The organism is Pseudomonas sp. NPDC098740 (assembly GCF_044760065.1).
In the GTDB taxonomy this organism is placed as follows: domain Bacteria; phylum Pseudomonadota; class Gammaproteobacteria; order Pseudomonadales; family Pseudomonadaceae; genus Aquipseudomonas; species Aquipseudomonas rossensis.
The window spans coordinates 77,389-99,645 of record NZ_JBIWAM010000001.1; the positions used below are offsets into that span (position 1 = coordinate 77,389).

Below are 22,257 nucleotides of genomic sequence, written 5' to 3' on the forward strand. Positions count from 1 at the left end.
AGGGGCTCGGCATCGCCATGGCTGAAATAACCCGCACCTCCATAACAATAAGAGACTTGTATGAACGCACGCTCAGTATTGACCCTTGCCACTCTTGTATTGGCACCCCTGACCACCCAGGCACTGACACTCAACGATGACTTCAGCCTGGACATGACCCTGGGTGTTTTCAGCGACTACCGCACCCGTGGCATTTCGCAAACCCTGGGTGATCCGGCGGCTCAGGCCGGCGCCACGCTGGTGCACAGCAGCGGCCTGTACGTTGGCGCCTGGACCTCGAATGTCGATTTCGGCGGCGAGTTCAAGACGCGGCAGGAACTCGAGTATTACGCGGGCTACTACTGGCAGGCGACCGAGGCCATCAGCCTCGATCTGGGGTACATCAAGTACGACTATCCAAAAGAGGGCCAATTCAACCTGAGTGAGGTCTACGCCGTCCTTGACGTTTATGGCGTGAAGCTCGGCGCTAACTACTCAAACGATACGCCGAACTTCTTTGGCGAGGACCAGGACACCCTTTACACCTACCTCAGCTACAAAATCGAATTGCCGGCCGAAATCGGCCTGGACCTGCGCGTGGGTCGCAACGATGTCAAAGACCCGGCTTTCTGGTCCGCCAGCGGTGAAAGTCGTGATGCCTACAGCGAGTGGGAAGCCAAGTTGACCCGTGACTTCGTGGGCGTGACCTGGGGCCTTAGCTACATTGATACCGACCTGTCGAAAAGCGAATGCACGAGCTGGTACGGCTATGGTGATCTGTGCACGGCCACTGTGGTTGCCAGTGCCAGCAAGGCGTTCTAAGCGTTCGAGCCCACACCCTAAAAACAAGCGCCTCAAAGGAAAACACCGTAATGACCAAGGTCAGCGATAGTCAGCAGCGAAGTCCCCTGATCGAGACACGTTCGATCGATTACATCCCCGAGGCCGAGCGGCATGGCAGCCTCTACAGCCAGTTCACCCTGTGGCTCGGCGCCAACCTGCAGATCACGGCGATCGTCACCGGCGCCCTGGCCGTGGTGCTGGGCGGCGATGTGTTCTGGTCGCTTATCGGCTTGCTGATCGGCCAGGTGCTCGGCGGCGCAGTGGTTGCCCTGCACGCGGCGCAAGGACCGAAGCTTGGGCTGCCGCAGATGATCTCCAGTCGTGTGCAGTTCGGGGTCTATGGGGCGGCCATCCCGATTGTGCTGGTGTGCCTGATGTACCTCGGTTTCAGCGCCACCGGCGCCGTGTTGTCGGGGCAGGCGATTGCTCAGTTGATCCATGTCAGCGACAGCGCGGGCATCCTGATTTTCGCCTCCTGCATCGCGTTTCTGACGATCTTCGGTTACCGGGTCATCCACCTGGTCGGCCGGGTGGCCAGCGTGCTGGGCATCATCGCCTTCGTCTATCTGTTTACCCGGTTGATGACCCTCAACGATATCGGCCTGTTGCTGGAAAACCGTCACTTCGGCTGGAGTACTTTCCTGCTGGCGGTGTCGTTGTCCGCGTCCTGGCAGATCGCCTTTGGCCCTTATGTGGCTGACTACTCACGCTACCTGCCGAGCAAAACCTCTTCGTGGAAGACGTTCGCTGCCGTCGGGCTTGGAACGGTGCTGGGCGCCCAGGCGTCCATGGTGCTGGGGGTGTTTGCAGCAGCGTTGGCCGGTGCGAACTTCCGCGGTCACGAGGTGGCGACCATCGTCGGGTTGGGCAGTACCGGTGTGATGGCGTCCCTGCTTTACCTGAGCGTGGTGTTCGGCAAGGTCACGGTGTCCACGCTTAACGCTTATGGCAGCTTCATGTGCGTGGCCACCATCATCAGTGGTTTGCGCAGTCGTCTGGAGATTTCCGCCCGGCAGCGGATGGTGTTTGTGTTGGTGATTGTCGCGGCATCCACTACGCTCGCGCTGCTGGGGCAGTACTCGTTTCTCAACACCTTCAAGTACTTCATCCTGTTTTTGCTGACCTTCTTCACACCGTGGAGCGCGATCAATCTGGTGGATTACTACTTCATCAACAAAGAGCGCTATGACATCCCTGCGTTGTCCGACCCGGCGGGCCGTTATGGTCGCTGGAACATGCGCGGGATCAGCGTGTATGTCATCGGTGTATTGATCCAGTTGCCCTTCGTCGATACGCACTTCTACTCCGGGCCGATGGTCGCGCAGCTCGGCGGTGTCGATATTTCCTGGATCGTTGGTCTGGTGGTGCCGGGGATTCTTTATTACGGGCTGGCCAGGACATCAATGCCGGCGCTGGCCCCTGAGCGGAGCTGAAAGACCTTAAAGATGGGTGAGCCCAAAAAGATCGCAACCTGCGGCAGCCCCTGTATCCCTTGTAGGAGCTGCCGCAGGCTGCGATCTTTTGATCTACATTTCCCTTTTTCCGCTCATCCAATCAATCCGCAAGGAGACGATCAACATGGACATCCAGGCCCTGCGCGCCGACGCATCCCACCTCGATAAAATCGCCAGCCTCTTCGACGCTTATCGAGGCTTCTACGGCCAGCCGTCGAACCTGCCGCAGTCTCGCAACTTCATTGCCGAGCGCATTGCCCGGGACGAATCCGCGATTTTCTTCGCCCAGGCCCCCAGCGGCGAGGCGCTGGGTTTCGTCCAGTTGTTCCCGACGTTCTCCTCCATCGACGCGCACCGCACCTGGCTGCTTGGCGACCTCTTCACAACCCCCGCCGCCCGAGGGCAAGGGGTGGGCACGTTGCTGATGAACACCGCGCGAGCCTTTGCATTGTTGACCGGTGCCAAAGGCCTGTTGCTGGAAACGGCCACGGACAATGTCGGCGCGCAACGGTTGTACGAATCCCTGGGTTATGTGCGCGACACGGGTTACTACACTTACTGCCTCGACTTGAAGCAACGCTGAGCCAACCGCTGCCGGTTACCTCAACTCGTGCAGGAATGCAGCTTGGGCCTTGGGGCAGGTGAGGATGCGGTAACGCGTGCTCCGGGAAACACCACGGTCTCGAAAGCGCTCATACACCGCCTGGAAAACTTCACGGTTCAATGCTGGGTGCTGATGCTTCAGGTAGCGTTCACAGCACTCGTTATAGTGTTCAACCGATATGAACGTGTTGAACCAGAAGCGATAGAAGTAACCCAGTAGAAAACCCAGGCTGAAGTCGTGATCCAGCACCGAATGCGCACAGCATTCGAAATCGATCAGGCGCAGCCTGCCATCGGGGCCAATCAGGATGTTCTTGGGGTGCGGGTCCATGTGCACAAACCCCTCGACCAGTGTCTGCCCAAACAGTTGGAAAATGTCCAACAGCAGCGTTTGCGCCTGCTCGGGTTGGGCGATGAGTCGTTCATCGACGCTGCAATGGTTGTCGAAAAAACTGACCAGCAAATATTCTTCCTTGAGAAACGGAAACCGTCCGACATGGCCGAATGCAGCCACTCTGGGCGATGATTCCGACTTGGCGGACACAACGGACAGATTGATGAATTCGTTGGTCAGGTCATGCAGCCCGAACACACGCTTGAGGCCCAGGAAGTTCTGCAGCTGCTTTTTCCAGTGGGTCAGGCGGTTGTGTTTCAACACCCATTTGCGCTCACCTTCGAGCAGGAACACGCTGCGGGTTTCCTCGGGAATATCCAGCAACGCATGTTGATCCGGCTCGGCAAAAAAACGCTGAAGCACCGTCACCAGTTCGTTCTGATCAGACGGATCGAAATGGAAGGTGACGTCAGCAATCTTTTGCTGATTCAGAGGGGAAGTAAGGTGTCTGAGGTGACGCATGTAAAGTCCCTGCTAAATGCTTTGCGGTCCATAAAACGCCGACAATCGAGCGCGACGCTTTGTCGTTATCGGCAGGACTCTGCATACCCTTACTCACAGAGTTGATTTTTTACCTCTGGGTTGGCTGCACGTACGTCGCATCGGTGCTTTCCGATACGCCAAAGGTTGACTTGCCGTAGGCCAACAGGACGGCACCGTGTGGGTGGTTGAGGCGGTATTTACCGGCGACTTTGGCCAGCACCTGACCCAACGGGCAGTCGGTGCCGGAGCGTGGCCTTGGAGCGGGTCCAGCCGGGGCTGACTTCGACCAGCAGCAAGTCGCCTAGGTCTTTGGGTTGGGTGAATGTGGCCATGGGCTGTTCTGGTTGGCGGGCGGTGTCGGCGAGGCTGTCGATGGCCCACGACGGGGCGACCTGGTCGGCGGTGTCTTTGTTGAATTGGCCGATGAGCCATTCGCGGAAGCGGCGCCAGAGGTCGGCGCTGAGGTAGTGGCCGTGGTCGCTGAATTCGATGACGCCTTGCTCGTCGTCGGCGAGTTCTATGGGGCGTAGGCCTTTCACCGATGGTGGTTGCGCGCCGAGAAATCCGACGTGGCGTAGGTAGTAGACGCCGGGCACGGGGTTGTTGGCGGCGTCTGGGTGGTAGAAGGAGGCGGAGATTTTTTTGTAGCTGCCTTTGGCGACTTGTTCGGCGAAGGTCGACTTGTTGGGGTTCGGCGATCAGGCCTTGGGCGGTGGCGGATAGGGATTTGACCCAGCCGGCGGCCGGGGCGCCGTGCTGGGGATGGCCGATGACCATGGGGGCTTCGTGGAGCGATGGGTTGTAGGCTGCGACGGTGGCGGTTAGGTCGGATTCGGTGAAGTTGAAGCTGGTGCCACACATGGCGGTGTGGGTGCCGGGTTTGAAGATGTGGAGGGGTTTCATGGTTGAGCGCTGCACTGGAGGAATGTGCAGAGCGTGGGCTTGAAAGTGGCTTGGGGTTTTTAATCGGGTTTAAAGGGTTTGGGTGGGAGTGCCAGGCGAGATTCGCGGCGGGTGTGATGGTTTTGATGAGCGAGATGAGATGGGAAGTGATGATGAGGGGAGCCAGTGCTGCGCAATGCGGCAGGCTGGCTTTATAAAGCATTTACGTCGTGTTCTTTGCTCAACCGTGACCCGCGACACGCAGTGTACCGTTGCTTGTGCCTTCTAAGACGACTGTGTAAAGCCTTCGGGTCTGGTCTTGGTCTGAGCTATAGCTAACGGGGTGAGCCATTGGTTTCAGTGGTGGAAACTGGCCGATTACTGCTGGTTACAATGGACGGCTGTTGACCCGAAGCGGGCCGTGATGGAGGGCACGAGTCGGCCACAACCGGACCTTCTGACCTGACCTCCAGCATCGCCAAAAGCAGACTTTTGGGCCGTCGGTTTCTCGTCACTTTTAAAACTTATGCAGAACCCCGAGACAGAGCAATGAACGGAGGGAAGTGGTCATGCCGTAGAAGGCAATGCAAGCAGTCTTGAGGTGTTTGGTCGATGAAGTCATTTGTAGAGTCTGAGAGGCTGCCTAAATTTTTAGGCAGCCTTGTTTCATCAGAACTTCATGGACTCACCATCCTCAGGAATCATCACCCGATCCTGAATTTTGTTTTCTTGCACAAAAGCGCGTAATTCCTTACGGCTGAGCGACATGTGGTTCACGACATCCATGTGTACGGCAACGATGGCCGCATTGGGCGCTGCCTTGGTGGCCTGCAGTGTGTCTTGCTTGCCCATGATGATGGGATGCTCCTCAAAACCGCTCATGAGAGCGCTGCCCGTGTTCAGGATCACCACGTCTGGCTTGTGCTGCTTCAATGCTTGATCCACTTCCGGGCGCCATACGGTGTCGCCGGCGACATAGACCGTTTTGGCTTTGGGAGCAGAAAACACGACGCCCATGACGGGGCCCATCGCTTCAGCACGTTCAGGGTCTGCAAACCACAAATCACTGCCGTGCTGGCCGCCGGTCTTGCTCAGCTTCACGCCGTTGAACGTGGTTGTGCCCTTGAGGACACGCACATCCTTAAAGCCTTGACCCCGAATTGTTTTGGCATCGACTTCGTTTTGCACAAACACAGGCATGTTCTTGGGAATCTGCTTTTGCGCAGCTTCATCCCAGTGGTCCGTGTGGGTGTGGGTCACCACGACGGCTTCGACGCTGTTCAACACCTCATCAACCGAGAAAGGCAGGTCTACCAATGGGTTGCGCAATTCACTGCGGTAGGTGCCTGGAAAGCCTGGGAACTCACTCTTGGCTGAGAGCATGGGATCGACCAGAAACGTGGTGCCAGAGAAGTCGATCTTGACGGTAGCGTTGCGAATTTGCTGGACTTGGACTGCGTTCGCCACAGACGTGGACGCTGCCGGGTCGCTGGTGCTGGAGTAGGCGGTGCCGCAGGCGAGGAGCATAGCGATGCCACTCAGGACAATGCCGCTGCGCAAAGGGTTCAAGACTTTCATGGGGTTTTCCTTTTCAATAATTTGCTGATTGCGCGCAATGGAGGTTTCGTTTGTGCGTTGGGGTCAATTTTGCGGATCGGCAGAATTTTGCACCATTGGCCCAAATGACAATTACAGATATAATTGGGCCATTTTTTTTCACTTATTTCTGGAGACTCCATGCAGCCCGTCCGTGTCGCAGTGCTTGCTTTCGAAGGTGTCAGCCTCTTTCACCTCTCGGTGCCTGGCATCGTGTTCGGCGTGGCGCCGGCACCCAGCGGACTGCCTCCGTACGAAGTGCGGTACTGCGCGCCGACGCCTGGCCGTGTTCGTTGCGACCAAGGCATGGAGATTGAGGTGCCTGGCGGCCTCGACGCCATGGAGGATGCCGACCTTGTCATCGTTCCTGCTTGGAACCATCCCGAAAACGTTGCCCCCGCTGTCCTGTCGAACGCCCTGCGCAAAGCCCACGCTCGCGGTGCCCAGGTGGTCGGCCTGTGCCTGGGCGCCTTCGTGCTGGGTGATGCAGGCTTATTGGACGGGCGGCGCGCGACGACCCATTGGGCCTGCCGCGACCTCTTCGCCAAGCGCTTTCCGCTGGCGAACTTTCTCCCTGACGTGCTGTATGTGGACGACGCCAACGTCATTACGTCTGCAGGGACGGTTGCGGCGATTGACTGCTGCTTGAACCTTGTGCGTCAGCGCCATGGCGCTGACGTTGCCAACCGCGTGGCGAGGCTGCTGGTGACACCACCGCACCGCCAGGGCGGACAAGCGCAATACATAGAGCAGCCGGTGCCTGCACTGCCCAGCGAGAACCGTTTACCCGGCGTGCTGGAGTGGGCACGCGAGCATTTGTCGGAGCCGCTGTCGCTGGATGTATTGGCCGACATAGCGCGCATGAGCCGGAGAACCTTCACCCGACGGTTTCGTGAGGCTACGGGCACCACCTTCGTCAGGTGGCTGGCTGCCGAGCGTATTGCGAGGGCACAGCAGTTACTGGAAACCACGGATTTGTCGATTGAGCGCGTTGCGAGCGAGGTAGGCTTTGGCACCGCGCTGTCACTGCGTCAACACTTTGCAAGCCAGCTGCACACGTCACCCTCTGCATACAGGCGGCTCTTCTGTGAAGGCCAACAAGGCTCTTTGGACGCCTCAATCACAAGAGAGTATTGACCGCCCATCCATGCCTGTGAACAGTCAGCCATCAGTGTCATCTATGGATGGGTATGGCCGCTTTGGCGAAAGACGTATGTCTCTTGTGGGTCGTTTTCAGCCGGTCGCAACAGGCAGTAATCGGCCAAGAGCAGTCACCCAGCGACTACAAAACCAGGGCCGATTCAGCTATAGCAAAACATCTCTGTCATTCAACGCGATTTCTATCACCTGCTCTGGCGATAATCTCTGCGAGTAACTGACATCGTTGAAGTATTCGTCTGGCCAGAAAATCAAATCGGAGATGCGTTCACTGGGTATATTGATTGCCAGCATGTTCAGCCAAAAATCGATGTCTTGTTCAGCCCCATCGCTCTCCATTACCCTTCGAGCCAGCTCTATAAGTTCACCCCTCGTTACATCTGCTACGGGCCGCTCAAACGGTGCTGCTAAGATCTTGCGAACCCAAGTCTCATGGCCTTGGCCGCCATAAATACCCTGAAAGTCGATGAACCCAAGCTCTGTCATCGCCTCTCGGTTGAATTCCGACAACTGGCTCAGCGTCTGCTCAGGATGTCCGCAATCAATTTCTTCAGCGAGTTTCGTTAGTCGAACAACCATGGATTCATCAAGTGCAGGCGGCGTTAACTCAGTACGAAGCTCCATTTCATCTCCCAATTCGCTTGCTGTTCCTTGAATCTCTGCGAAGCCGAAAACGTTCAGACAGTGACATTGGCGTGATCACATATTACGTATTGCTTCGTCCGCTTTAAGCTCGAATTCAAAACCGATGCCCACTTCTTCTAGAGTCTCTGTGACACGGCCAATGAAGAGCTCTGCTTGCTCTGGTAACTCATACAGGCCAAGAACACGAATGATGGGATGTTTACCCAGTGCACCGGGAATTTCGGTGTAAATCTCATCGCTTTCGATGAAGGCGATGTATGTGTTGATTTTCTCTTGCAGCAAGAGCAAGTGTTCGCCTTGTTCAGCTTTACCACCCCATTCAAGGTGGTCAGTGATAACGAGCACTAGCTCTCGCTTGGGAATTGCCCAGAAATCGATCACACGTGGATTTGTTATGGACATTTATGCCCCCTATGGCTTGGCTAAATCCTACTTACAAACTTTCAATCGCTCTCCATCAGTGCCACTGCCTTCACTGGTGTCAATCTCGCCGTTACGGTCAATATGAATTTCCGTTGTCGGCCATTGGGGCGTAATGCTGACGCAACGGTTCAGGCCCTTCGCATTCCACCAGTCGAGACGCATGAAGAACTCATCGTCAGGAAAGATATGTCCTACATCACCCGTGGTCTTTCCGGGCAGCAGTTCACCGCGAACGATGGTGTGCTGTGTGTTCAGGACGTAACTAATTTTCTTGGTGCCGTCTTTTGAGTAGAAAACGACAACTCGCGGTATAGCTACGTACCAGCACACCACAGCACCAATGAGAAACAGCCCTATCCACCGCCCAATATGTCGTGGTCGCTTTTCACTTGCAGGCATGTTTTTGAACCCCTGTACCCCAGTCAGCAATTGGCACTGCCAACACCTTGTCCATGATGATTTATGCAGTGACACCGCCGTTCGGATACTCCTTGTAGAGTTCCATTCCGAGGATGATCGACACCCTATCAGGAGCATCGTCCCATGCTCGCATCCCTTCGACGCCTTCCGTCCTTCGTGGGCCATCAAACCTCTTAGGGTCTTTGAGGAAGCGCCAACTGTCTGAGCCTATTTGCTCAACTCCAGCGCCGTCCAATTGCACGCTGTCAGAGAGTCCACCGGCTAAGCCGACATACCCATAATGGATGTTCGACCAGATGTCGTAGTAGAAGTCATACGCCCCTTGTTTGTGCCAAGGTGCACCAAACAGTTTGGCCAATTTGGGCTTGTGATCCCAATCCTGACCCTGACCCACCTGTTTCGTCCAGATGGCGAAAGCCATCGCCTTTTTTCCAAGTGCCATGTTGTAAAACTGGGGGTCTTGCCCTAGGCGCAGGTAGAGCGGAAGCTCCATAAATTTCTTGGTTTCCGCCTCAGGATCGAAGCTGTTTAGTTCTTTCATTTCCAAGACTGCTGGGTCTTTGATATTGCGGTTCATCTCATCGGCGATGTAATCGGCCAGTTGCTCCATCATGTCAGGGTCTTTGCACGTAGTAGGTGCTTCCGGCTCTGTCTTCGCTTCGGGTTTTTCGGTGCTGGCTTGCGGATCTACCAAGGCATTCGCCGCCAGAGCCTTCTCTTTCAAATTTGGATCAGCGAGCAAGGTCGCCATCTTTTCATCGTCCACGGTGCCATCTGGGCGGAAAGCTCCCAGTGCCATGAAGTTGATGATGGTTGCACCGCCAGCATCGCCCATGACAAACCCGCCACCTACATCGCCTGACCCGGTGATGATGGCCGCCATGGCTGGTAGGACTGCCAAGGTGGGCCATAGGACGGCCATTCACTTGAATCGATGGAAACCCTGTGGTGATTACGGCGCCACAACCACATGTATCGCCAACACGTGCGGAGCCCATAAAGTTGATATTTACGTCGCCACTGGCGGAGGCAATCGGGGTGGTGCCATGGCCGGGCAAAGGGCAGACATGCTTGTCACCCAGTCGTGCAGAAGAAATCATGTATCGTCCTTGAGTCGTTGCGAGGAGTTCCAGCTTGGGGCTGGGGTAGTCTGACTTTATCGGGAAGCTCAAACAATGGCTGCAAGACAAATCCCAAAAGTCTTGCTGAAAACCTTCCGTGTTCCGTGTCAGTTGCTTTCTATAAACGATACCGGGTCGTGGTGAATCGCCCCTAGTTTCGTAGACACATCCGACTGACTCCTTTTGGCCGGAATCAGACTGATTCAAGAGTTCGCGCTACCCACCACACCTGCGACGCTCAACCTTAAAAATGTCGGATGCGTCCACGATTTTCTCAAGGTTTCACCTCGCGCAAGAAGCGTGCATCAGATTATTAAACATCTCCACAGGGTGTTTGTTTAAGCGCCATCAAGGTTACGTCCTGAAAGCTACAAAACCTTGCGCCGTTGCCTACGGCTGCGCCAGAATCCGCCGGCTTGTGTGACGTGAGCCTTGGTTCTATCGTTTCCGTGTCGCTGATAATTCAGCGGTCGGGCTTGGAAACTCGACGGGTAAACGACACGAAGGCACCTCTTCATAACGTACTTTTTCGCACTATGTGCATTCCGTTATGGCGGCTGTGCGCGGGAGACCTTATAGGTCTGCCGGGCTCGTTTACCCTGGTTTTCCAACCTGCGTACAGCTGCCACCCCTTCGCTTGGAAACGAACGTGGCAGCTCCACCAGTAAACGAGGATTTACCATGTTCAAGGTCACACCCAACCCACCGGACACCGATCCGGTTTCCCCGTACGAACCCGATTCAAAAAAACTCAACGAAGCCGCCGAGCGGGCTCTCAATTACCACTTCCCGTCAATTGCCGACATCAAAGCCACCCCGCGAACACGCAGCACCCTGTTTTACGTGGACCCAGAGGCCACGACCGAAACCCTGGCGGTTTTTCTGGTCGAAACCCTGGCCGCGATTGATGTGATGGTCCACGAGTTGGTGGACCTCTTGGAGGGTTGTTCGCGCTATTCCCTGTTGGGCATTTCCAACAGCGTCATGGTGGCTGAAATCACGGCAAACCGATTGCTGGATAAAATTGAACCACCTGCGTAAGTGCGGTCTGCTGGGGTGAGTGGGTAACTGACGTTGGGCTGGGCAGTTGTTCCCTTTTGGGGGCCGCTGCGCAGCCCTGCGGGAGCAAGGTCCTTCGCCACAGGTTCTCGGTGTTTGTTGCCGCTGCTGGCCGGTGATTGGGTTTTGTGTCAGGTCTGGGATGCCGCGTCATCGTTCATCGCGAGCAAGCTCGCTCCCACAGGTATTGCGGCAACTTCATGCCCGAGTACAAGCCCTACATCTTCGACGGCAAAACCATCATTGCTTCACCGCACAAGGTTTACGGCCCGGAAACCAATGACCTGGCGCTGCAGCTGCGCAAGTACGGTGTGTCGCAAATCATATTGGCGGGCATGGCGGCGAACCTGTGGAGTTTCTAAAGGCCAAATAGGTCAGGCGCGACCAGGCTGTGCCTCGCGATACGGGGTGCAGCCTTGCCAATGCGAGACGGTCTTCGACTCTATGCAAACCCGAGAAACGACAGGATAACCACGACAATCACAATTACCCCGACGATGTAGATGATGTTGTTCATGAATTCCACCTCTCAACCTGAATTGGATGGCGACGCGAGGGTGTTACCAATACAAGGTAGTGCACCTTTACTCGCAATTCCATTGCGCAACACACATAGCTCCGTTCCTCATTCGCGACGCGCCACTCGACTTACAGCCAGTATTCCCAGAGTCGTCCCATCTGCTCCTTGGCTCTTACTGCGAACGAGCGGCGCTGCCACTTTTCCAGCTTGATTTCGTTCGACTTGGCCAGATCAGCCATGAATGCCGCCTGCATCTTTTTTGCAAATTCGGTGCCCAGCACAACGACGTTGACTTCATCGTTGTGCAGGAAGCTGCGCCAGTCGAGGTTGGTGGAGCCGACAGTCGACCACACGCCATCGATGACGGCAGTCTTGACGTGGAGTAGCGCGCCACGGCGTTCGTAAAGCTTGACGTTGGCCTCCAGCAGCTCGCTGTAGTAGGCGCGTCCGGCATGGAACACCAGCCACGAATCGGTGCTGCTGGGCAGCACCAGCTTGACGTCGACGCCACGTGCTGCCGCCTCCTTGAGTGCCGCGAGTAACTGCGGATCGGGTACAAAGTAGGCGTTAGTCAGCCATATCTCGGTCTGCGCGCTTTGCAGCGCCGAAATCAACGTCGCATAGATCTGGCTGAACGGCTCATCGGGCGAGCTGCCGATGGCGCGAATCACTTCGGTGCCTTTGCGCTCCAGTGGCGGAAAGTAGTCGCGAGCCGCGAGTGGTTCACCTTTCTGGGCAGTCCAGGTTCCGATGAACAGCTTCTGCAGGTCCGCAACCACGGGCCCCTCGATGCGCAAGTCGGTATCGCGCCAGGGCAAATCACCCGTTGGGCGAGTCTTCGAGTGAGTGCTGAACGAGCCCCCCGAATAGACGCTGCTGATGTTGATCCCGCCGAGAAAGGCAATACGGCCGTCCACTATCAGCAGCTTTCGGTGGTCGCGCTGGTTCACGTCCCAGCCCACTTTGGCCGTCACCGGATTGATGGGGTTGTACTCCAGCACTTTGATACCCGCATCGGTCAATCGAGAGAAAAACGCTGAGGGTGTTCCAAGGGTTCCGACGCTGTCACGGATCAGATTGACCTGTACGCCTTTGTGTTGCTGAGCGATCAGTGCGGCGGCGAAACGCTGACCGACTTCATCATCGTCGAGGATGTAGGTCTCCATGTTGATGTGGTCGCGCGCAGCTTCAATGGCTTTGATCATCGACTGGTAAGTGGTGGGACCGTCCTGCAGCAAGTCGACCTTGTTTCCTTCCGTTAGCGGGCTACCGGAGATGGATTCTTCGATTGCGAGGTGCACATCGAAGATGTCGGTCTCTGCGCCGGTGGACTTAAGTCGGTCGAGAATGGCTTTGCTGCGCTCGGCTGACAGAGGTCCGTTTATCCCGTCGAGTTGCACTGGCGCAGAGGGAGCGCGAGCCATGTCGGGCACTATCCTCGGCAAAGCACTGGAGCCAATCACAAATGTCAGGAGCACAGCCACGCATAGCACCAGAGCAATACATGCACCCTTACATCTGGTTAGAAGATTCATTAGGCCCCCTCTTGGCGAAGACGGTGATAGCGCTCTGTCCAGGCGTCTTGCGGACTACGCAAGGCGCCTTGATGGACGAGTTTCAGCGCTTGATAAGGGAGATCTTCGTGCCCTCGATGCTGACCCCGGCCATTAACCCTTGCTGGTCGAATATGAACGCGTAGGCATCGTCCTTGAGAGTCGAGCTCGACAGATTCTTCGCCACCCCTTCGTCAACCACGACAACGGTTGGCCCCACGCCGACTTCCCAGCCCTTGGTCTCACGTACATAGTTCACGGCTTTGTCAGTCATCAGGAACACCGCATAACCGTACGATTGGGCGCCTGCCTGCAGCCCCCATGACCCGGTTACGGAGTTGTAATAACTATCCACTTTTGCGCCCTTCATCAGCACGCCTTCGCCATAGCTGCCACCGAACACAAGGCCAGCCTTGATGATTTTCGGGAAGACAAGCACGGCTTTGGCATTGCGCGAAATGGTTTCGGCAAATGGAGTGGCCTTGTAAAGCGTTTGCAACGCTTGCCGGGAGTCGGCATCCAGATCCTCGGCGGTTGCCGCACCTGCATTGTTCAGGAGGCTCGCTGATGCCAATGAGGCTGTCGCGAGGAAGATCGATAGGAAGAAGCGCATTGACTGAGTCATTTTCGTACTCCGGTAAGGGAGCAGGGGATGGGAGCAGCAGTCAGCGCCTGCACCAGACAGGATCCGAACCTACTGAACGTTATCCGGCGCACCCTGATGTGTGTGAATTGCAAAGCTTCGCTTTTGAATGAACCAGGCCCAAGGCCTTTGATCAGTCGCGATGCCATCAGATGTTTGGACCACTGTGCAACGGCCAGGTTCGTCGTCAGAGGCTGCTTTTGGCCGAAAGCAGATGTTCGCGACCGACCGCTTCCGACCCAAAGCAGCCCTTGATGTATGTTTGTTGTCGCCATATGTTATTGGCATTCATGGAGGATTCTGACTGATGGCACGCGTGGGATTGATACTGACACCCGGTTTTGCGGACTGGGAATATGCTTTCATTGCTGGAACTGCGTCTCCGTTTTACGGGATCGACGTCAGGTTTTTCGCTTCTGCTACGGGGCAGTTCCGCTCGCAGGGTGGATTGGCTGTAACTGTCGATAGCAGTTTGCAACAATGTCTGGACTGGAAACCGGACGTTGTTGTCGTCATTGGAGGAATGGTCTGGGAACGTGCAGAAGCACCGGATATTCGAGAATTTCTTCATGCTAGTCGTTCAAGTGGAGCGACAATTGCCGGTATCTGTGGGGGAACGCTGGCACTTGCGAGGGCCGGGCTTCTCGACACGGTTCCTCATACCTCGAACAGCGCTGACTTCTTACAACAGAATGCCGTAGGTTATGAGGGGCGCACGCTTTATCGAAGCAGTCCAGTGGCTGTGGTTGCAGACCGCATCATAACTGCTCCAGGCCCTGCACCCGTTAGCTTCACCTGCGCAGTGTTCGAAGGTGCCGGGCTATCTTCAGAGATCACTTCTCAGTTCAGGTCAATGTTGGCAGCGGAACATCGGTGACTGCTTCGTCCTACAAAACAGCCGATCAGGTGATGTGTTCGAGTGGCCGCTCATGGCCGATTTCTGCTTGTCGCCATCGTCAGCTTTGGGTCGATCCAAGTCATACAGCCGCCAATCATCCGCTCCGTGAAAGGCTTCGTTGGAAACCTTTTCTGATAGCGCTGAAGGGCGCACGTGTCAGTAAGACGCGTGCACGGGCTTTCCCTTATGGTTCTAACGTGACGTCCGGGCGACCAGCGTCATATTCGTCGAAGATCAGCGCCATGGGCCGGCAGTGCCCAGGGCAGGATGCCTTCCTAGAATTCACAAGTTCGGTATGTGGTGCGGGCAAGATGAGGGCTTAGTTAACCATCACCTCGTCCAGTGCCTGCTCGAGGGTGCTGACCGTGCGCTCGATATTGTGCAGCTTTTCGAGTCCGAACAGACCGATGCGGAAGGTCTGGAAGTCGGCCGGTTCGTCGAATTGCACCGGCACTCCGGCGGCGATCTGTAGGCCGTGGTCGGTACTGAAAAGCCCTGGCAACCCAAAGGAGCAATCCTTGGCCTATGCTGGTGGCTTTTCAACGAGTCGGTTTTCGGCGGGGGCATAGATGGATCATCGATGTGAAGTAGCGGTTCTCGGCATGGGCGCAATGGGCGCCGCCACCCTGTATCAACTGGCGAAATCCGGCGTCAAGGTGATTGGTGTCGACCGCCACCATCCTCCCCACGATCAAGGTTCAAGTCATGGCGATACGCGCATCACCCGGCTCTCGGTCGGGGAAGGCGCCGAGTATCTGCCCATCGTCCGTAACGCTCACCGAATCTGGCGCGAGCTCGAAGCGCTGTCCGGTGAGTCATTGTTCGAGCAGTGTGGCGTGCTGGTCATGACCTCCAGCCCCACGTATGACACTGACGATGAAAGTGACTTCACCCACAGCACCCTTCATCTCGCGAACACCTATGACATCGAGCACGAGGTGTTGTCGGCCCAACAGATTCGTCAGCGATTCCCGCAGTTTTCACCGGTGCTGGACACGGCTGTCGGCTACTTCGAGCCGGGCGGCGGTTATGTCCGGCCCGAGCGTTGCATTGCGGTACAGCTCAAACTCGCCGAGGAACTGGGTGCGACGCTGCTGAAGGGCGAAGCCATTACGCAAATTACCTCGGACGAGCAGGGTGTCACCGTCATTACCGATCAGCGAACCATCCTCGCCGACAAGGTCGTGATCAGCGCTGGCATGTGGACCAAGGGCTTGCTCGGCGAGCCTTTCGACCGGTTGTTGAGGGTGTGTCGTCAGAAGCAGTTCTGGTTCGAACTGGAGGAGAGCGCCCGGTTCGCACCGGTGTCACCGACCTTTATTTGCTCTCACGGGCCAGGCGATGAAGACTCTCTCTATGGTTTTCCACCGTTGCCCGGCGAGGGCAGCCTGAAGGTCGGCACCGAGCAATACAGCGAAGAGTCTTCACCCGACACGCTGGACAGAACCGTCAGCGACGCCGAAGCGCGGGAGATGTTCGACACCCATGTGCGCGGCAAGATGGCAGGCGTCAGCTCGCGGGTCGTCAAGTCGGCGGTGTGTGCTTACACCGTCACACCGGACGGCAATTTCATCATCGACGAGCACCCGACACTGAAAAACACCCTGGTGGTGTCCGCCTGTTCGGGGCACGGCTTCAAGCATTCCGCTGCGCTGGGCGAGGCGCTGGCGCAGTGGTGCGTGCAGGGCAGCAGTGATCTGGATTTGTCGGCGTTTTCGTTGAAGCGGTTTGAAGGCGTTATCGAGTGAGCGCAGTGCTCAGGCGCTCGATCTGCGCCAGCTCCCAGGCGCTGAGCAAGCTGATCGGGTCGGTGCCGTAACGTTGCCAACTGTCGAACACGCCCTCGCGACCGTCCGGGCTTTGGCAACGTTGGCAGTGGCGCAGGTGATTGCCGTCGAAGTCGAGGGTCAGACGCCAGCCCTCGATATCGACCTGTACCTGGCCCGGCTCGGGTTGTTCGTCGAGGCGCTTTAGAAGCCGAACTTCCAGCGCGGCGTCGCGCAATTGCTGGTAAACCTCGCGGGCGGTCAGGGGCGGCACAGGTGTCTCCGGTGAGTTTGTGGCTTGCGTAGAATCGGGGTGCACAGGATAGACGATCATGGTGAAATCTCCGCGAACTTGTGCTGTGAACACCTACTGATCTGGAGCCCTACGTGAAGAAAGCCGCCGTACTCACCTTCGCCCTGGTGCTCAATGCAGGGGTGTTCAGCACGCAAGCACACGCGGCCGGCGATGCTGAAGCGGGTGCGACACTGTTCAAGCGGATATGCGGTGGCTGCCATCAGGTCGGGGAGTCGGCACGCGGTTCATTCGGGCCGCAGCTCAATGGCATTTTTGGACGCCCTTCGGGCAGCACCACGGATTACCAATATTCCGATGCGATGAAATCAGCCGGTATCGTCTGGACCCGCGAAACACTGACCGCGTACCTCGAAGCTCCAAAAGAAGTGGTACCCGGCACCCGCATGATTTTCTGGGGGCTCAGTGACCCGGAAAAAATCGACAACCTGTTGGCGTACCTTCAGACGTTTCAGCCGCAGTAGGACTTTGCGACTTTCGAGGGCATTCGCCAGGCGCGGAGCACCCGGTGGTTCTGATCTGATTTACAATTCCCCCTTTTGGCGGAGGGGCAGCCGTTCATGGATGTACTCGCGTTTCTGTATGACAACCTGATCAAGTGGGTGATCGAGCCTGTCACGGATCAGTTTCTTGGCATTTTCGATCTGAACGGCCGCTTCAGCGTCGTGTTTCTTTGCTTGTCCTACAGCATCGCCTACAGCCTGTACCGTTTCAGAAAATATCGCGGGCTGACCGACGCACGTTCTTTCTGGCAGTTCATCGGCGGGCGCCGGGTTCATTTTCATCCTTCGGCGTTGCTGGATTACCGGTACTACTTCGTGCGGGGCATCCTGAAGGTCGCGCTGGTGTTGCCCATTGTTGGCCTGGTCGACCCGTACGTCCTGCGTTCCGGCGACTACATCTCGTTTTTCAACAATCTTTGGGGCGCGCGCGCGCAGGTGGGGGAGAACCTTTCACTCTCCTTGCTCTACGGGCTGGGCGTGTTTCTGGTGCAAGACTTCATCCATTACTGGGGCCATCGCGCCTTTCATTCCCGGTATCTGTGGGCGTTCCACAAAGTCCATCATTCCGCGCCCGTCCTGGTGCCAGCGACGGCGAGCCGGATTCACTTTGTGGAAAAAATAGTCGAAAAACTGACTGACACCGTCTGCCTCGGCGCTTTTGCCGGTGTCTTCTGGTACGCCTGTGGTGGGGAGATCAGCCGGTACACCTTGTTCGGTGTGACGTATATGGTCTTGATCCTCAATGCGTTGGCGGCCAATTTGCGTCACAGCCATGTCTGGCTTTCTTTCGGGCCCGTGGTCGAGCATGTACTGAACAGCCCGGCGCAGCACCAGATTCACCACAGTGACGCGCCCCGACACTTCAACAAGAACTTCGGTACCAACCTGTCACTCTGGGACTGGATGTTCGGTACGCTCTACGTCACGCACTCGACGCCCGAGCCTATTCAGTTTGGCACCGGAAAACAGGATCACGACCGTTACCTGACGCTCTATAGCCTGATCGTCACGCCCTTTGTGGACATCGCCCGCAAGATCCCCACCAGACGTGCCATGGAATTGTCCGTCGCGTCTCGTCGAAAAACGCCCTTTGACACTTTCCGCCGACGCTGGCGCTGAATTCCGGGGCGACGTTCAACCAGTGGATGGGATTGGAGCGTGTAACGCCCCAATCCCGCCCTTTCTATTGTTGGCCAACCGGCAAGGGTGGGGTTCGAGGCGGGATCAATCGTTTTGTCCCGATCGACTCGAACGCCGAAGCCAGGCGCAGCAGCGTCGAATCGTCATAGGCACGACCGGCAAATGTGAGCCCGACGGGCATGCCGATGTCTGGCATGACGCCCATCGGCACAGTGACCGTGGGGACGCCCAGGTGCCGGATGGCAAGATTGCCGTTGGCGACCCAGATGCCGTTACTCCACGCGATATCCGCAGACTTCGGATCGACATCGGCATTCGCCGGACCCACGTCGGCGACCGTCGGGAATAGCACCGCATCGAGTCCCAGCCGATCCATCCAGTCCTCAAGATCGATGCGACGCGTCTGTTCAAGTCCGCGCAGTCCGTCAGGAACGGTGGAGATCTGGTCCCACGGTGTGATGCCGCGCTCGGCCATCTTCACGTACTCGTCCATACCTGCGGCAAGGTCGTCCTCCCGGTTGGGGAGCGTGCCCGGGTCGTGGGGGAAAATCAGCGGTCCGTCGACATCGGCCAGGCGGTTCAACTTGGGATCGCCATTAGCCCGCAGAAAATCATCGAACGCCCAGGCCGACAGATCCCACAACTCATGATGCAGGAACTCTTTGGACACCAGGCCCCGCGTAAACACCGTCGGCGCACCCGGGCGATCACCCTCACAATTGGAGACCAACGGGAAATCGACCTCGACCACTTCCGCACCGGCAGCTTCGAGTGCTTTGCGAGCCTCTTCCCAGAGCCCTATCACGGAAGGACGGGTGATGATTCGCTGCCCCGTCGGACCACCGATGCCAGGCGCATCGCTCGTACCCGCTTCGGGATCCGCGTTGATGTACATGCGCGGAACACCAAAGCGCTTTCCTGCCAGTGCATCGGACTTCACCGCCAATTCGGCATAGGAACCGGGGCGCACCGAAGCGACACTCGGAATCGGCACCCACGGTTGCATCCGCCACAGATCGCCCCGTGTGTCGGGATCATCCGCCACCACCACGTCGAGCACTTCGAGCAGGTCGGCCATCGTTCTGGCAAACGGCACGACAACGTCCATCGTCGGCGTCAACGGCCAGTTGCCGCGCACCGAGATCACCCCGCGCGAAGGCGTGTAGGCACACAAACCATTGTTTGATGCAGGACCGCGTCCGCTCGACCAGGTTTCTTCCGCGAGGCCGAATGCCGCGAAACTGGCGGCGGTTGCGGTACCGGCGCCGTTCGATGAACCCGAGGCGAAGGGAGCGGTGAGATAGTCAGCGTTGTACGGGCTTTCCGCGCGGCCATACACCCCGCGCTGCATGCCGCCGTTTGCCATCGGCGGCATATTGGTTTTGCCCAGGCAGATCGCGCCAGCGGCGCGAAGCCGTTCGATCGTGAACGCATCGCGATAAGCAATCAGGTTCGCGAAGGCCGGACTTCCAGAGGCAGCGGTGAGCCCTTTCACCAGGTAACTGTCCTTGGCCGTATAGGGAATGCCATCGAGCGGACCCAGCGTCTCGCCCTTGGCCCGACGAGCATCGGACGCCTGCGCCTCGTTCAGCGCCTCGGGGTTTCGAACCACCACCGCGTTGAGGGCGGTGGGCGTGTCGGGAGCGTCGTAGGCATCGATCCTGGCGAGATAGGCCTGGACCAGATCAACCGCAGTGGTTCGACCCGATTCGAGCGCAGCACGCAATTCGGCAATGGAAACTTCGGTGACCTCGATCATGCTGCTACCACCGTCTGCTGATGGGCGACGCGATGAATGTTTCCATCGCGCTGAATGTTGGGCTCAGGGACATCATTAATCTCAAAAAAGGTATTCATCGGTGTTCTCGTTGCGCTGCTTTTCGCGCTCTATTTAACACCAAGCCGGGAGCAGAGGCATCGCCCAAGGCGATGCAACGTCTTCAGGCTTTGCTGGCCGCCAGGTAAGCGCCAAGGCGTTGTCCCATTTGCTCGCCCAAGGCTTGCAGGCCACTCAAGGGACGGACCATCACTTCAAACTCAACGATTTTTCCTTGTTCGTTGAACCGGATCATATCGATGCCCTTTAACGCTTTCCCGCCGACGTTGGCGCTGAACTCCAGGACGACGCTCAGGCCGTCTGCGGTCGACAGTTCCCGGTGGTAGACAAAATCCTCAAATACCTCGATGACCGTGTTGAGAATCATCGATACCACGGCTGCACCCGGGTAAGGCGTGTGAGCCATCGGGGAGCGGAAGATCGCCTGTGGGTCCAGCAAACCGGGCAAGGCGCTCAAGTCGCCCTTGCTGATCATATCGTGCCACTGGCTCAGAGATTCTGCGGCTTTGGGATGCAGTTTCAGTTCAGACATTTTCAACTCCTGTATTTTTATTGTTTGGCAAACGCTTCGGTGTTGCTCATGCAATGGTTCACGGCTGCGGATTTCTAAAGAGAACTTCAGTGCGTTAATGGTGACCATTGACGCAAGCAGGGATGCTAGAACGTGATTTACCCTGTCATCGATCAGCGACGCACAATTCCCCGGTGGCGCGGATCAGTGCCTGACCATGCAGACCGTCCTTGATCAGGCTGGATCGTTCTTTGGCTAGCCAGTCCGCGCATTGCGGGTCTTTGCGGTAGGGCGCGAAGTCGGCGTATTGCTGCAACAGGCGGTTTTGCAGCTCGTCGAGCTGTGGCCGGATTTGATTGGCGAGGTCTGGCCGCGGCGTGTCAGGCGCTTTGCCAGCCGCTCGCCATTGGGCCACCAGCCCGTACTGCACCAGCTTGTTGGCTTCAATCTGTGCGGCGATCAATTCGGCGAACTCGTCGGGGTCCAGTTTGCGCTCAACGGCCAGCTTCCTGGCGTTGGCGATGACTTGTGCTTCCCGGGCACTGTCCTGGATCGGTTTGCCACTGTCCCACTTGGTCAGCGCCACAAGATCAGCAATGCTCAGACGTTCGTTCAACGTTACCAGCAGCGGTTGCAAGCTATCGGGCGCCGGGGAGGGCGCTCTGGCCTGTGCGCTGCTGGCGAGTAAACCGAGGACGGCGCAGATCAGCAGTTGCGGTAAATGTGGGGAACGGGGCATCGGCAAACCTCATTGGGTACGGGACTCACAATCAGGTGTTATGTATCACAGGTACGGAGGAGGCATTAAGCAGGGATCGATTTATTTTGTGCACGAAAAAGCCCGGCTTGTCAGGCCGGGCTTTTCGTTGAGTACTGCGGTAAAGCTATTCATTTATGCAGCGCGGTTTTCGATCAGACGGTCGGAACCACCCTCAGCGACGCGGTTTTCGATCAGACGGTCGGAGCCACCTTCAGCGACGCGGTTTTCGATCAGACGATCGGAGCCACCTTCAGCGACGCGGTTTTCAATCAGACGATCGGAGCCACCTTCGGCGACGCGGTTTTCGATCAGACGATCCGAACCACCTTCAGCGACGCGATTTTCAATCAGACGGTCGGAACCACCTTCAGCCACACGATTTTCGATCAAACGATCCGAACCACCCTCAGCCACACGACTTTCAATCAGACGATCCGAGCCGCCTTCAGCGACAACCGGGTGAGCAGAGGTAGCGGCGAAAGCGTTAACTGCAAAAACCGAGAAAGCGATGCTGAGGAGGATTTGGCGTTTCATGATGGTGTGCTCCGGGGTGTAGTTGTTGGGTATGGCGCTGATGTTACGCCGCGGATTTTTTAAGAGAACTTCATTAAGTTGATGGTGACTATCGACGCCGGCAATGATCCTCCTGTCGTCGGCTGTACCGCTCAGCCAGAACCGCGGGGGTATGCTGGACCTCTTGAACTGTCGAGGCTCTCCAGGTCCGCAAGGATTTCCTGCGAGGTTCCCTGCTCT

General features: G+C 57.1%; 22 protein-coding genes and 3 pseudogenes. 10 read left to right on the forward strand and 15 right to left on the reverse strand.

The genetic code is table 11. From position 1 onward, the window contains the following. Positions 1–60 precede the first annotated feature (60 nt). From ACIQU2_RS00335 to ACIQU2_RS00345, 3 genes are all read left to right on the forward strand, one after another. The gene (locus ACIQU2_RS00335; protein WP_403137590.1) at positions 61–801 is read left to right on the forward strand and encodes a TorF family putative porin; all 741 of its coding nucleotides are present in this window, start codon (positions 61–63) and stop codon (positions 799–801) included. 50 nt (positions 802–851) lie between these two features. After that, on the forward strand, positions 852–2,255 hold the full coding sequence (locus ACIQU2_RS00340) for a purine-cytosine permease family protein (RefSeq protein ID WP_403137593.1): 1,404 nt from the start codon (positions 852–854) through the stop codon (positions 2,253–2,255). 145 nt (positions 2,256–2,400) lie between these two features. Further along, on the forward strand, positions 2,401–2,859 hold the full coding sequence (locus ACIQU2_RS00345) for a GNAT family N-acetyltransferase (protein ID WP_403137596.1): 459 nt from the start codon (positions 2,401–2,403) through the stop codon (positions 2,857–2,859). A gap of 15 nt (positions 2,860–2,874) precedes the next feature. Here the strand turns inward: ACIQU2_RS00345 and ACIQU2_RS00350 are convergent, their stop codons facing one another. From ACIQU2_RS00350 to ACIQU2_RS00360, 3 genes are all read right to left on the reverse strand, one after another. Continuing rightward, positions 2,875–3,735, reverse strand: a complete 861-nt coding sequence (locus ACIQU2_RS00350) for a phosphotransferase (RefSeq protein ID WP_403137599.1) — start codon at positions 3,733–3,735, stop codon at positions 2,875–2,877. A gap of 218 nt (positions 3,736–3,953) precedes the next feature. Further along, a complete protein-coding gene (locus tag ACIQU2_RS00355; protein WP_403137601.1) occupies positions 3,954–4,295 on the reverse strand; it encodes a hypothetical protein in 342 nt (113 codons plus the stop codon). 1,012 nt (positions 4,296–5,307) lie between these two features. Continuing rightward, a complete protein-coding gene (locus ACIQU2_RS00360) occupies positions 5,308–6,216 on the reverse strand; it encodes an MBL fold metallo-hydrolase (protein ID WP_403137603.1) in 909 nt (302 codons plus the stop codon). 159 nt (positions 6,217–6,375) lie between these two features. On the opposite strand from ACIQU2_RS00360, the gene ACIQU2_RS00365 reads away from it, so the two are divergent. Beyond that, entirely contained in the window at positions 6,376–7,371 is a 996-nt protein-coding gene (locus ACIQU2_RS00365) for a GlxA family transcriptional regulator (RefSeq protein ID WP_403137605.1), read from the forward strand. A gap of 168 nt (positions 7,372–7,539) precedes the next feature. Here ACIQU2_RS00365 and ACIQU2_RS00370 read toward each other — a convergent pair whose 3' ends face one another. The 4 genes and pseudogenes from ACIQU2_RS00370 to ACIQU2_RS00385 all read right to left on the reverse strand — a co-directional run bounded on the left by ACIQU2_RS00370 (position 7,540) and on the right by ACIQU2_RS00385 (position 9,980). After that, a complete protein-coding gene (locus ACIQU2_RS00370; protein ID WP_403137608.1) occupies positions 7,540–8,016 on the reverse strand; it encodes a hypothetical protein in 477 nt (158 codons plus the stop codon). 75 nt (positions 8,017–8,091) lie between these two features. Continuing rightward, positions 8,092–8,439 carry a DUF6572 domain-containing protein gene (locus tag ACIQU2_RS00375; RefSeq protein WP_403137609.1) on the reverse strand — a complete coding sequence of 116 codons (348 nt, stop codon included), beginning with the start codon at positions 8,437–8,439 and terminating at the stop codon, positions 8,092–8,094. A gap of 27 nt (positions 8,440–8,466) precedes the next feature. Then, the gene (locus ACIQU2_RS00380) at positions 8,467–8,859 is read right to left on the reverse strand and encodes a hypothetical protein (protein ID WP_129436842.1); all 393 of its coding nucleotides are present in this window, start codon (positions 8,857–8,859) and stop codon (positions 8,467–8,469) included. Next, positions 8,846–9,980: pseudogene (locus ACIQU2_RS00385) on the reverse strand (polymorphic toxin type 44 domain-containing protein). The gene ACIQU2_RS00380 and the pseudogene ACIQU2_RS00385 overlap by 14 nt, the downstream one beginning before the upstream one ends. A 702-nt stretch (positions 9,981–10,682) precedes the next feature. Between ACIQU2_RS00385 and ACIQU2_RS00390 the strand changes: the two are divergent. Beyond that, entirely contained in the window at positions 10,683–11,042 is a 360-nt protein-coding gene (locus ACIQU2_RS00390) for a DUF6124 family protein (protein ID WP_403137611.1), read from the forward strand. Between the two features lie 212 nt (positions 11,043–11,254). Next, positions 11,255–11,410: pseudogene (locus ACIQU2_RS00395) on the forward strand (cysteine hydrolase); the annotation flags it as partial. A 298-nt stretch (positions 11,411–11,708) separates the two neighbouring features. Here ACIQU2_RS00395 and cls read toward each other — a convergent pair. Together cls and ACIQU2_RS00405 are read right to left on the reverse strand one after the other, a co-directional pair. Continuing rightward, positions 11,709–13,004, reverse strand: coding sequence for a cardiolipin synthase (cls, locus tag ACIQU2_RS00400; RefSeq protein WP_347805670.1), 1,296 nt, complete (start codon positions 13,002–13,004; stop codon positions 11,709–11,711). A gap of 193 nt (positions 13,005–13,197) precedes the next feature. Beyond that, a complete protein-coding gene (locus tag ACIQU2_RS00405) occupies positions 13,198–13,758 on the reverse strand; it encodes a YSC84-related protein (protein WP_403137614.1) in 561 nt (186 codons plus the stop codon). A 325-nt stretch (positions 13,759–14,083) separates the two neighbouring features. Here ACIQU2_RS00405 and ACIQU2_RS00410 point away from each other — a divergent pair, with 325 nt between their 5' ends. Further along, a complete protein-coding gene (locus tag ACIQU2_RS00410; RefSeq protein ID WP_403137616.1) occupies positions 14,084–14,653 on the forward strand; it encodes a DJ-1/PfpI family protein in 570 nt (189 codons plus the stop codon). Positions 14,654–14,993: 340 nt separating this feature from the next. On the opposite strand, the pseudogene ACIQU2_RS00415 reads toward ACIQU2_RS00410, so the two are convergent. After that, positions 14,994–15,155: pseudogene (locus ACIQU2_RS00415) on the reverse strand (alanine--glyoxylate aminotransferase family protein); the annotation flags it as partial. Between the two features lie 88 nt (positions 15,156–15,243). On the opposite strand from ACIQU2_RS00415, the gene solA reads away from it, so the two are divergent. Continuing rightward, positions 15,244–16,422 (forward strand): N-methyl-L-tryptophan oxidase, encoded by a 1,179-nt coding sequence (solA, locus tag ACIQU2_RS00420; RefSeq protein ID WP_403137619.1) that lies wholly within the window; start codon positions 15,244–15,246, stop codon positions 16,420–16,422. Here the strand turns inward: solA and ACIQU2_RS00425 are convergent. After that, the gene (locus ACIQU2_RS00425) at positions 16,412–16,714 is read right to left on the reverse strand and encodes a hypothetical protein (RefSeq protein WP_347806118.1); all 303 of its coding nucleotides are present in this window, start codon (positions 16,712–16,714) and stop codon (positions 16,412–16,414) included. The two genes, solA and ACIQU2_RS00425, sit on opposite strands and share 11 nt — an antisense overlap. Positions 16,715–16,827: 113 nt before the next feature. Between ACIQU2_RS00425 and ACIQU2_RS00430 the strand changes: the two genes are divergently transcribed. Then, positions 16,828–17,217, forward strand: coding sequence for a c-type cytochrome (locus ACIQU2_RS00430; protein WP_403137622.1), 390 nt, complete (start codon positions 16,828–16,830; stop codon positions 17,215–17,217). A gap of 96 nt (positions 17,218–17,313) precedes the next feature. Beyond that, positions 17,314–18,375, forward strand: coding sequence for a sterol desaturase family protein (locus tag ACIQU2_RS00435; protein WP_347806116.1), 1,062 nt, complete (start codon positions 17,314–17,316; stop codon positions 18,373–18,375). 64 nt (positions 18,376–18,439) lie between these two features. Here ACIQU2_RS00435 and ACIQU2_RS00440 read toward each other — a convergent pair whose 3' ends face one another. From ACIQU2_RS00440 to ACIQU2_RS00455, 4 genes are all read right to left on the reverse strand, one after another. Next, a complete protein-coding gene (locus ACIQU2_RS00440; RefSeq protein WP_403137625.1) occupies positions 18,440–20,155 on the reverse strand; it encodes an amidase in 1,716 nt (571 codons plus the stop codon). A 181-nt stretch (positions 20,156–20,336) separates the two neighbouring features. Beyond that, entirely contained in the window at positions 20,337–20,765 is a 429-nt protein-coding gene (locus tag ACIQU2_RS00445) for a nuclear transport factor 2 family protein (RefSeq protein ID WP_403137627.1), read from the reverse strand. 145 nt (positions 20,766–20,910) lie between these two features. Next, the gene (locus ACIQU2_RS00450; RefSeq protein ID WP_403137630.1) at positions 20,911–21,483 is read right to left on the reverse strand and encodes a chorismate mutase; all 573 of its coding nucleotides are present in this window, start codon (positions 21,481–21,483) and stop codon (positions 20,911–20,913) included. A gap of 153 nt (positions 21,484–21,636) precedes the next feature. Next, the gene (locus ACIQU2_RS00455; RefSeq protein WP_403137632.1) at positions 21,637–22,038 is read right to left on the reverse strand and encodes a hypothetical protein; all 402 of its coding nucleotides are present in this window, start codon (positions 22,036–22,038) and stop codon (positions 21,637–21,639) included. Between the last annotated feature and the right edge of the window lie 219 nt (positions 22,039–22,257).

Coding starts and splice junctions, on each gene's coding strand:
- ACIQU2_RS00455 (WP_403137632.1), bottom strand. CDS start 22,038: ATGAAACGCCAAATCCTCCTCAGCATCGCTTTCTCGGTTTTTGCAGTT.
- ACIQU2_RS00345 (WP_403137596.1), top strand. CDS start 2,401: ATGGACATCCAGGCCCTGCGCGCCGACGCATCCCACCTCGATAAAATC.
- ACIQU2_RS00340 (WP_403137593.1), top strand. CDS start 852: ATGACCAAGGTCAGCGATAGTCAGCAGCGAAGTCCCCTGATCGAGACA.
- ACIQU2_RS00410 (WP_403137616.1), top strand. CDS start 14,084: ATGGCACGCGTGGGATTGATACTGACACCCGGTTTTGCGGACTGGGAA.
- ACIQU2_RS00360 (WP_403137603.1), bottom strand. CDS start 6,216: ATGAAAGTCTTGAACCCTTTGCGCAGCGGCATTGTCCTGAGTGGCATC.
- ACIQU2_RS00435 (WP_347806116.1), top strand. CDS start 17,314: ATGGATGTACTCGCGTTTCTGTATGACAACCTGATCAAGTGGGTGATC.
- ACIQU2_RS00375 (WP_403137609.1), bottom strand. CDS start 8,439: ATGTCCATAACAAATCCACGTGTGATCGATTTCTGGGCAATTCCCAAG.
- ACIQU2_RS00350 (WP_403137599.1), bottom strand. CDS start 3,735: ATGCGTCACCTCAGACACCTTACTTCCCCTCTGAATCAGCAAAAGATT.
- ACIQU2_RS00335 (WP_403137590.1), top strand. CDS start 61: ATGAACGCACGCTCAGTATTGACCCTTGCCACTCTTGTATTGGCACCC.
- ACIQU2_RS00380 (WP_129436842.1), bottom strand. CDS start 8,859: ATGCCTGCAAGTGAAAAGCGACCACGACATATTGGGCGGTGGATAGGG.
- ACIQU2_RS00390 (WP_403137611.1), top strand. CDS start 10,683: ATGTTCAAGGTCACACCCAACCCACCGGACACCGATCCGGTTTCCCCG.
- cls (WP_347805670.1), bottom strand. CDS start 13,004: ATGGCTCGCGCTCCCTCTGCGCCAGTGCAACTCGACGGGATAAACGGA.
- ACIQU2_RS00370 (WP_403137608.1), bottom strand. CDS start 8,016: ATGGAGCTTCGTACTGAGTTAACGCCGCCTGCACTTGATGAATCCATG.
- ACIQU2_RS00365 (WP_403137605.1), top strand. CDS start 6,376: ATGCAGCCCGTCCGTGTCGCAGTGCTTGCTTTCGAAGGTGTCAGCCTC.
- ACIQU2_RS00445 (WP_403137627.1), bottom strand. CDS start 20,765: ATGTCTGAACTGAAACTGCATCCCAAAGCCGCAGAATCTCTGAGCCAG.
- solA (WP_403137619.1), top strand. CDS start 15,244: ATGGATCATCGATGTGAAGTAGCGGTTCTCGGCATGGGCGCAATGGGC.
- ACIQU2_RS00450 (WP_403137630.1), bottom strand. CDS start 21,483: ATGCCCCGTTCCCCACATTTACCGCAACTGCTGATCTGCGCCGTCCTC.
- ACIQU2_RS00405 (WP_403137614.1), bottom strand. CDS start 13,758: ATGACTCAGTCAATGCGCTTCTTCCTATCGATCTTCCTCGCGACAGCC.
- ACIQU2_RS00440 (WP_403137625.1), bottom strand. CDS start 20,155: ATGATCGAGGTCACCGAAGTTTCCATTGCCGAATTGCGTGCTGCGCTC.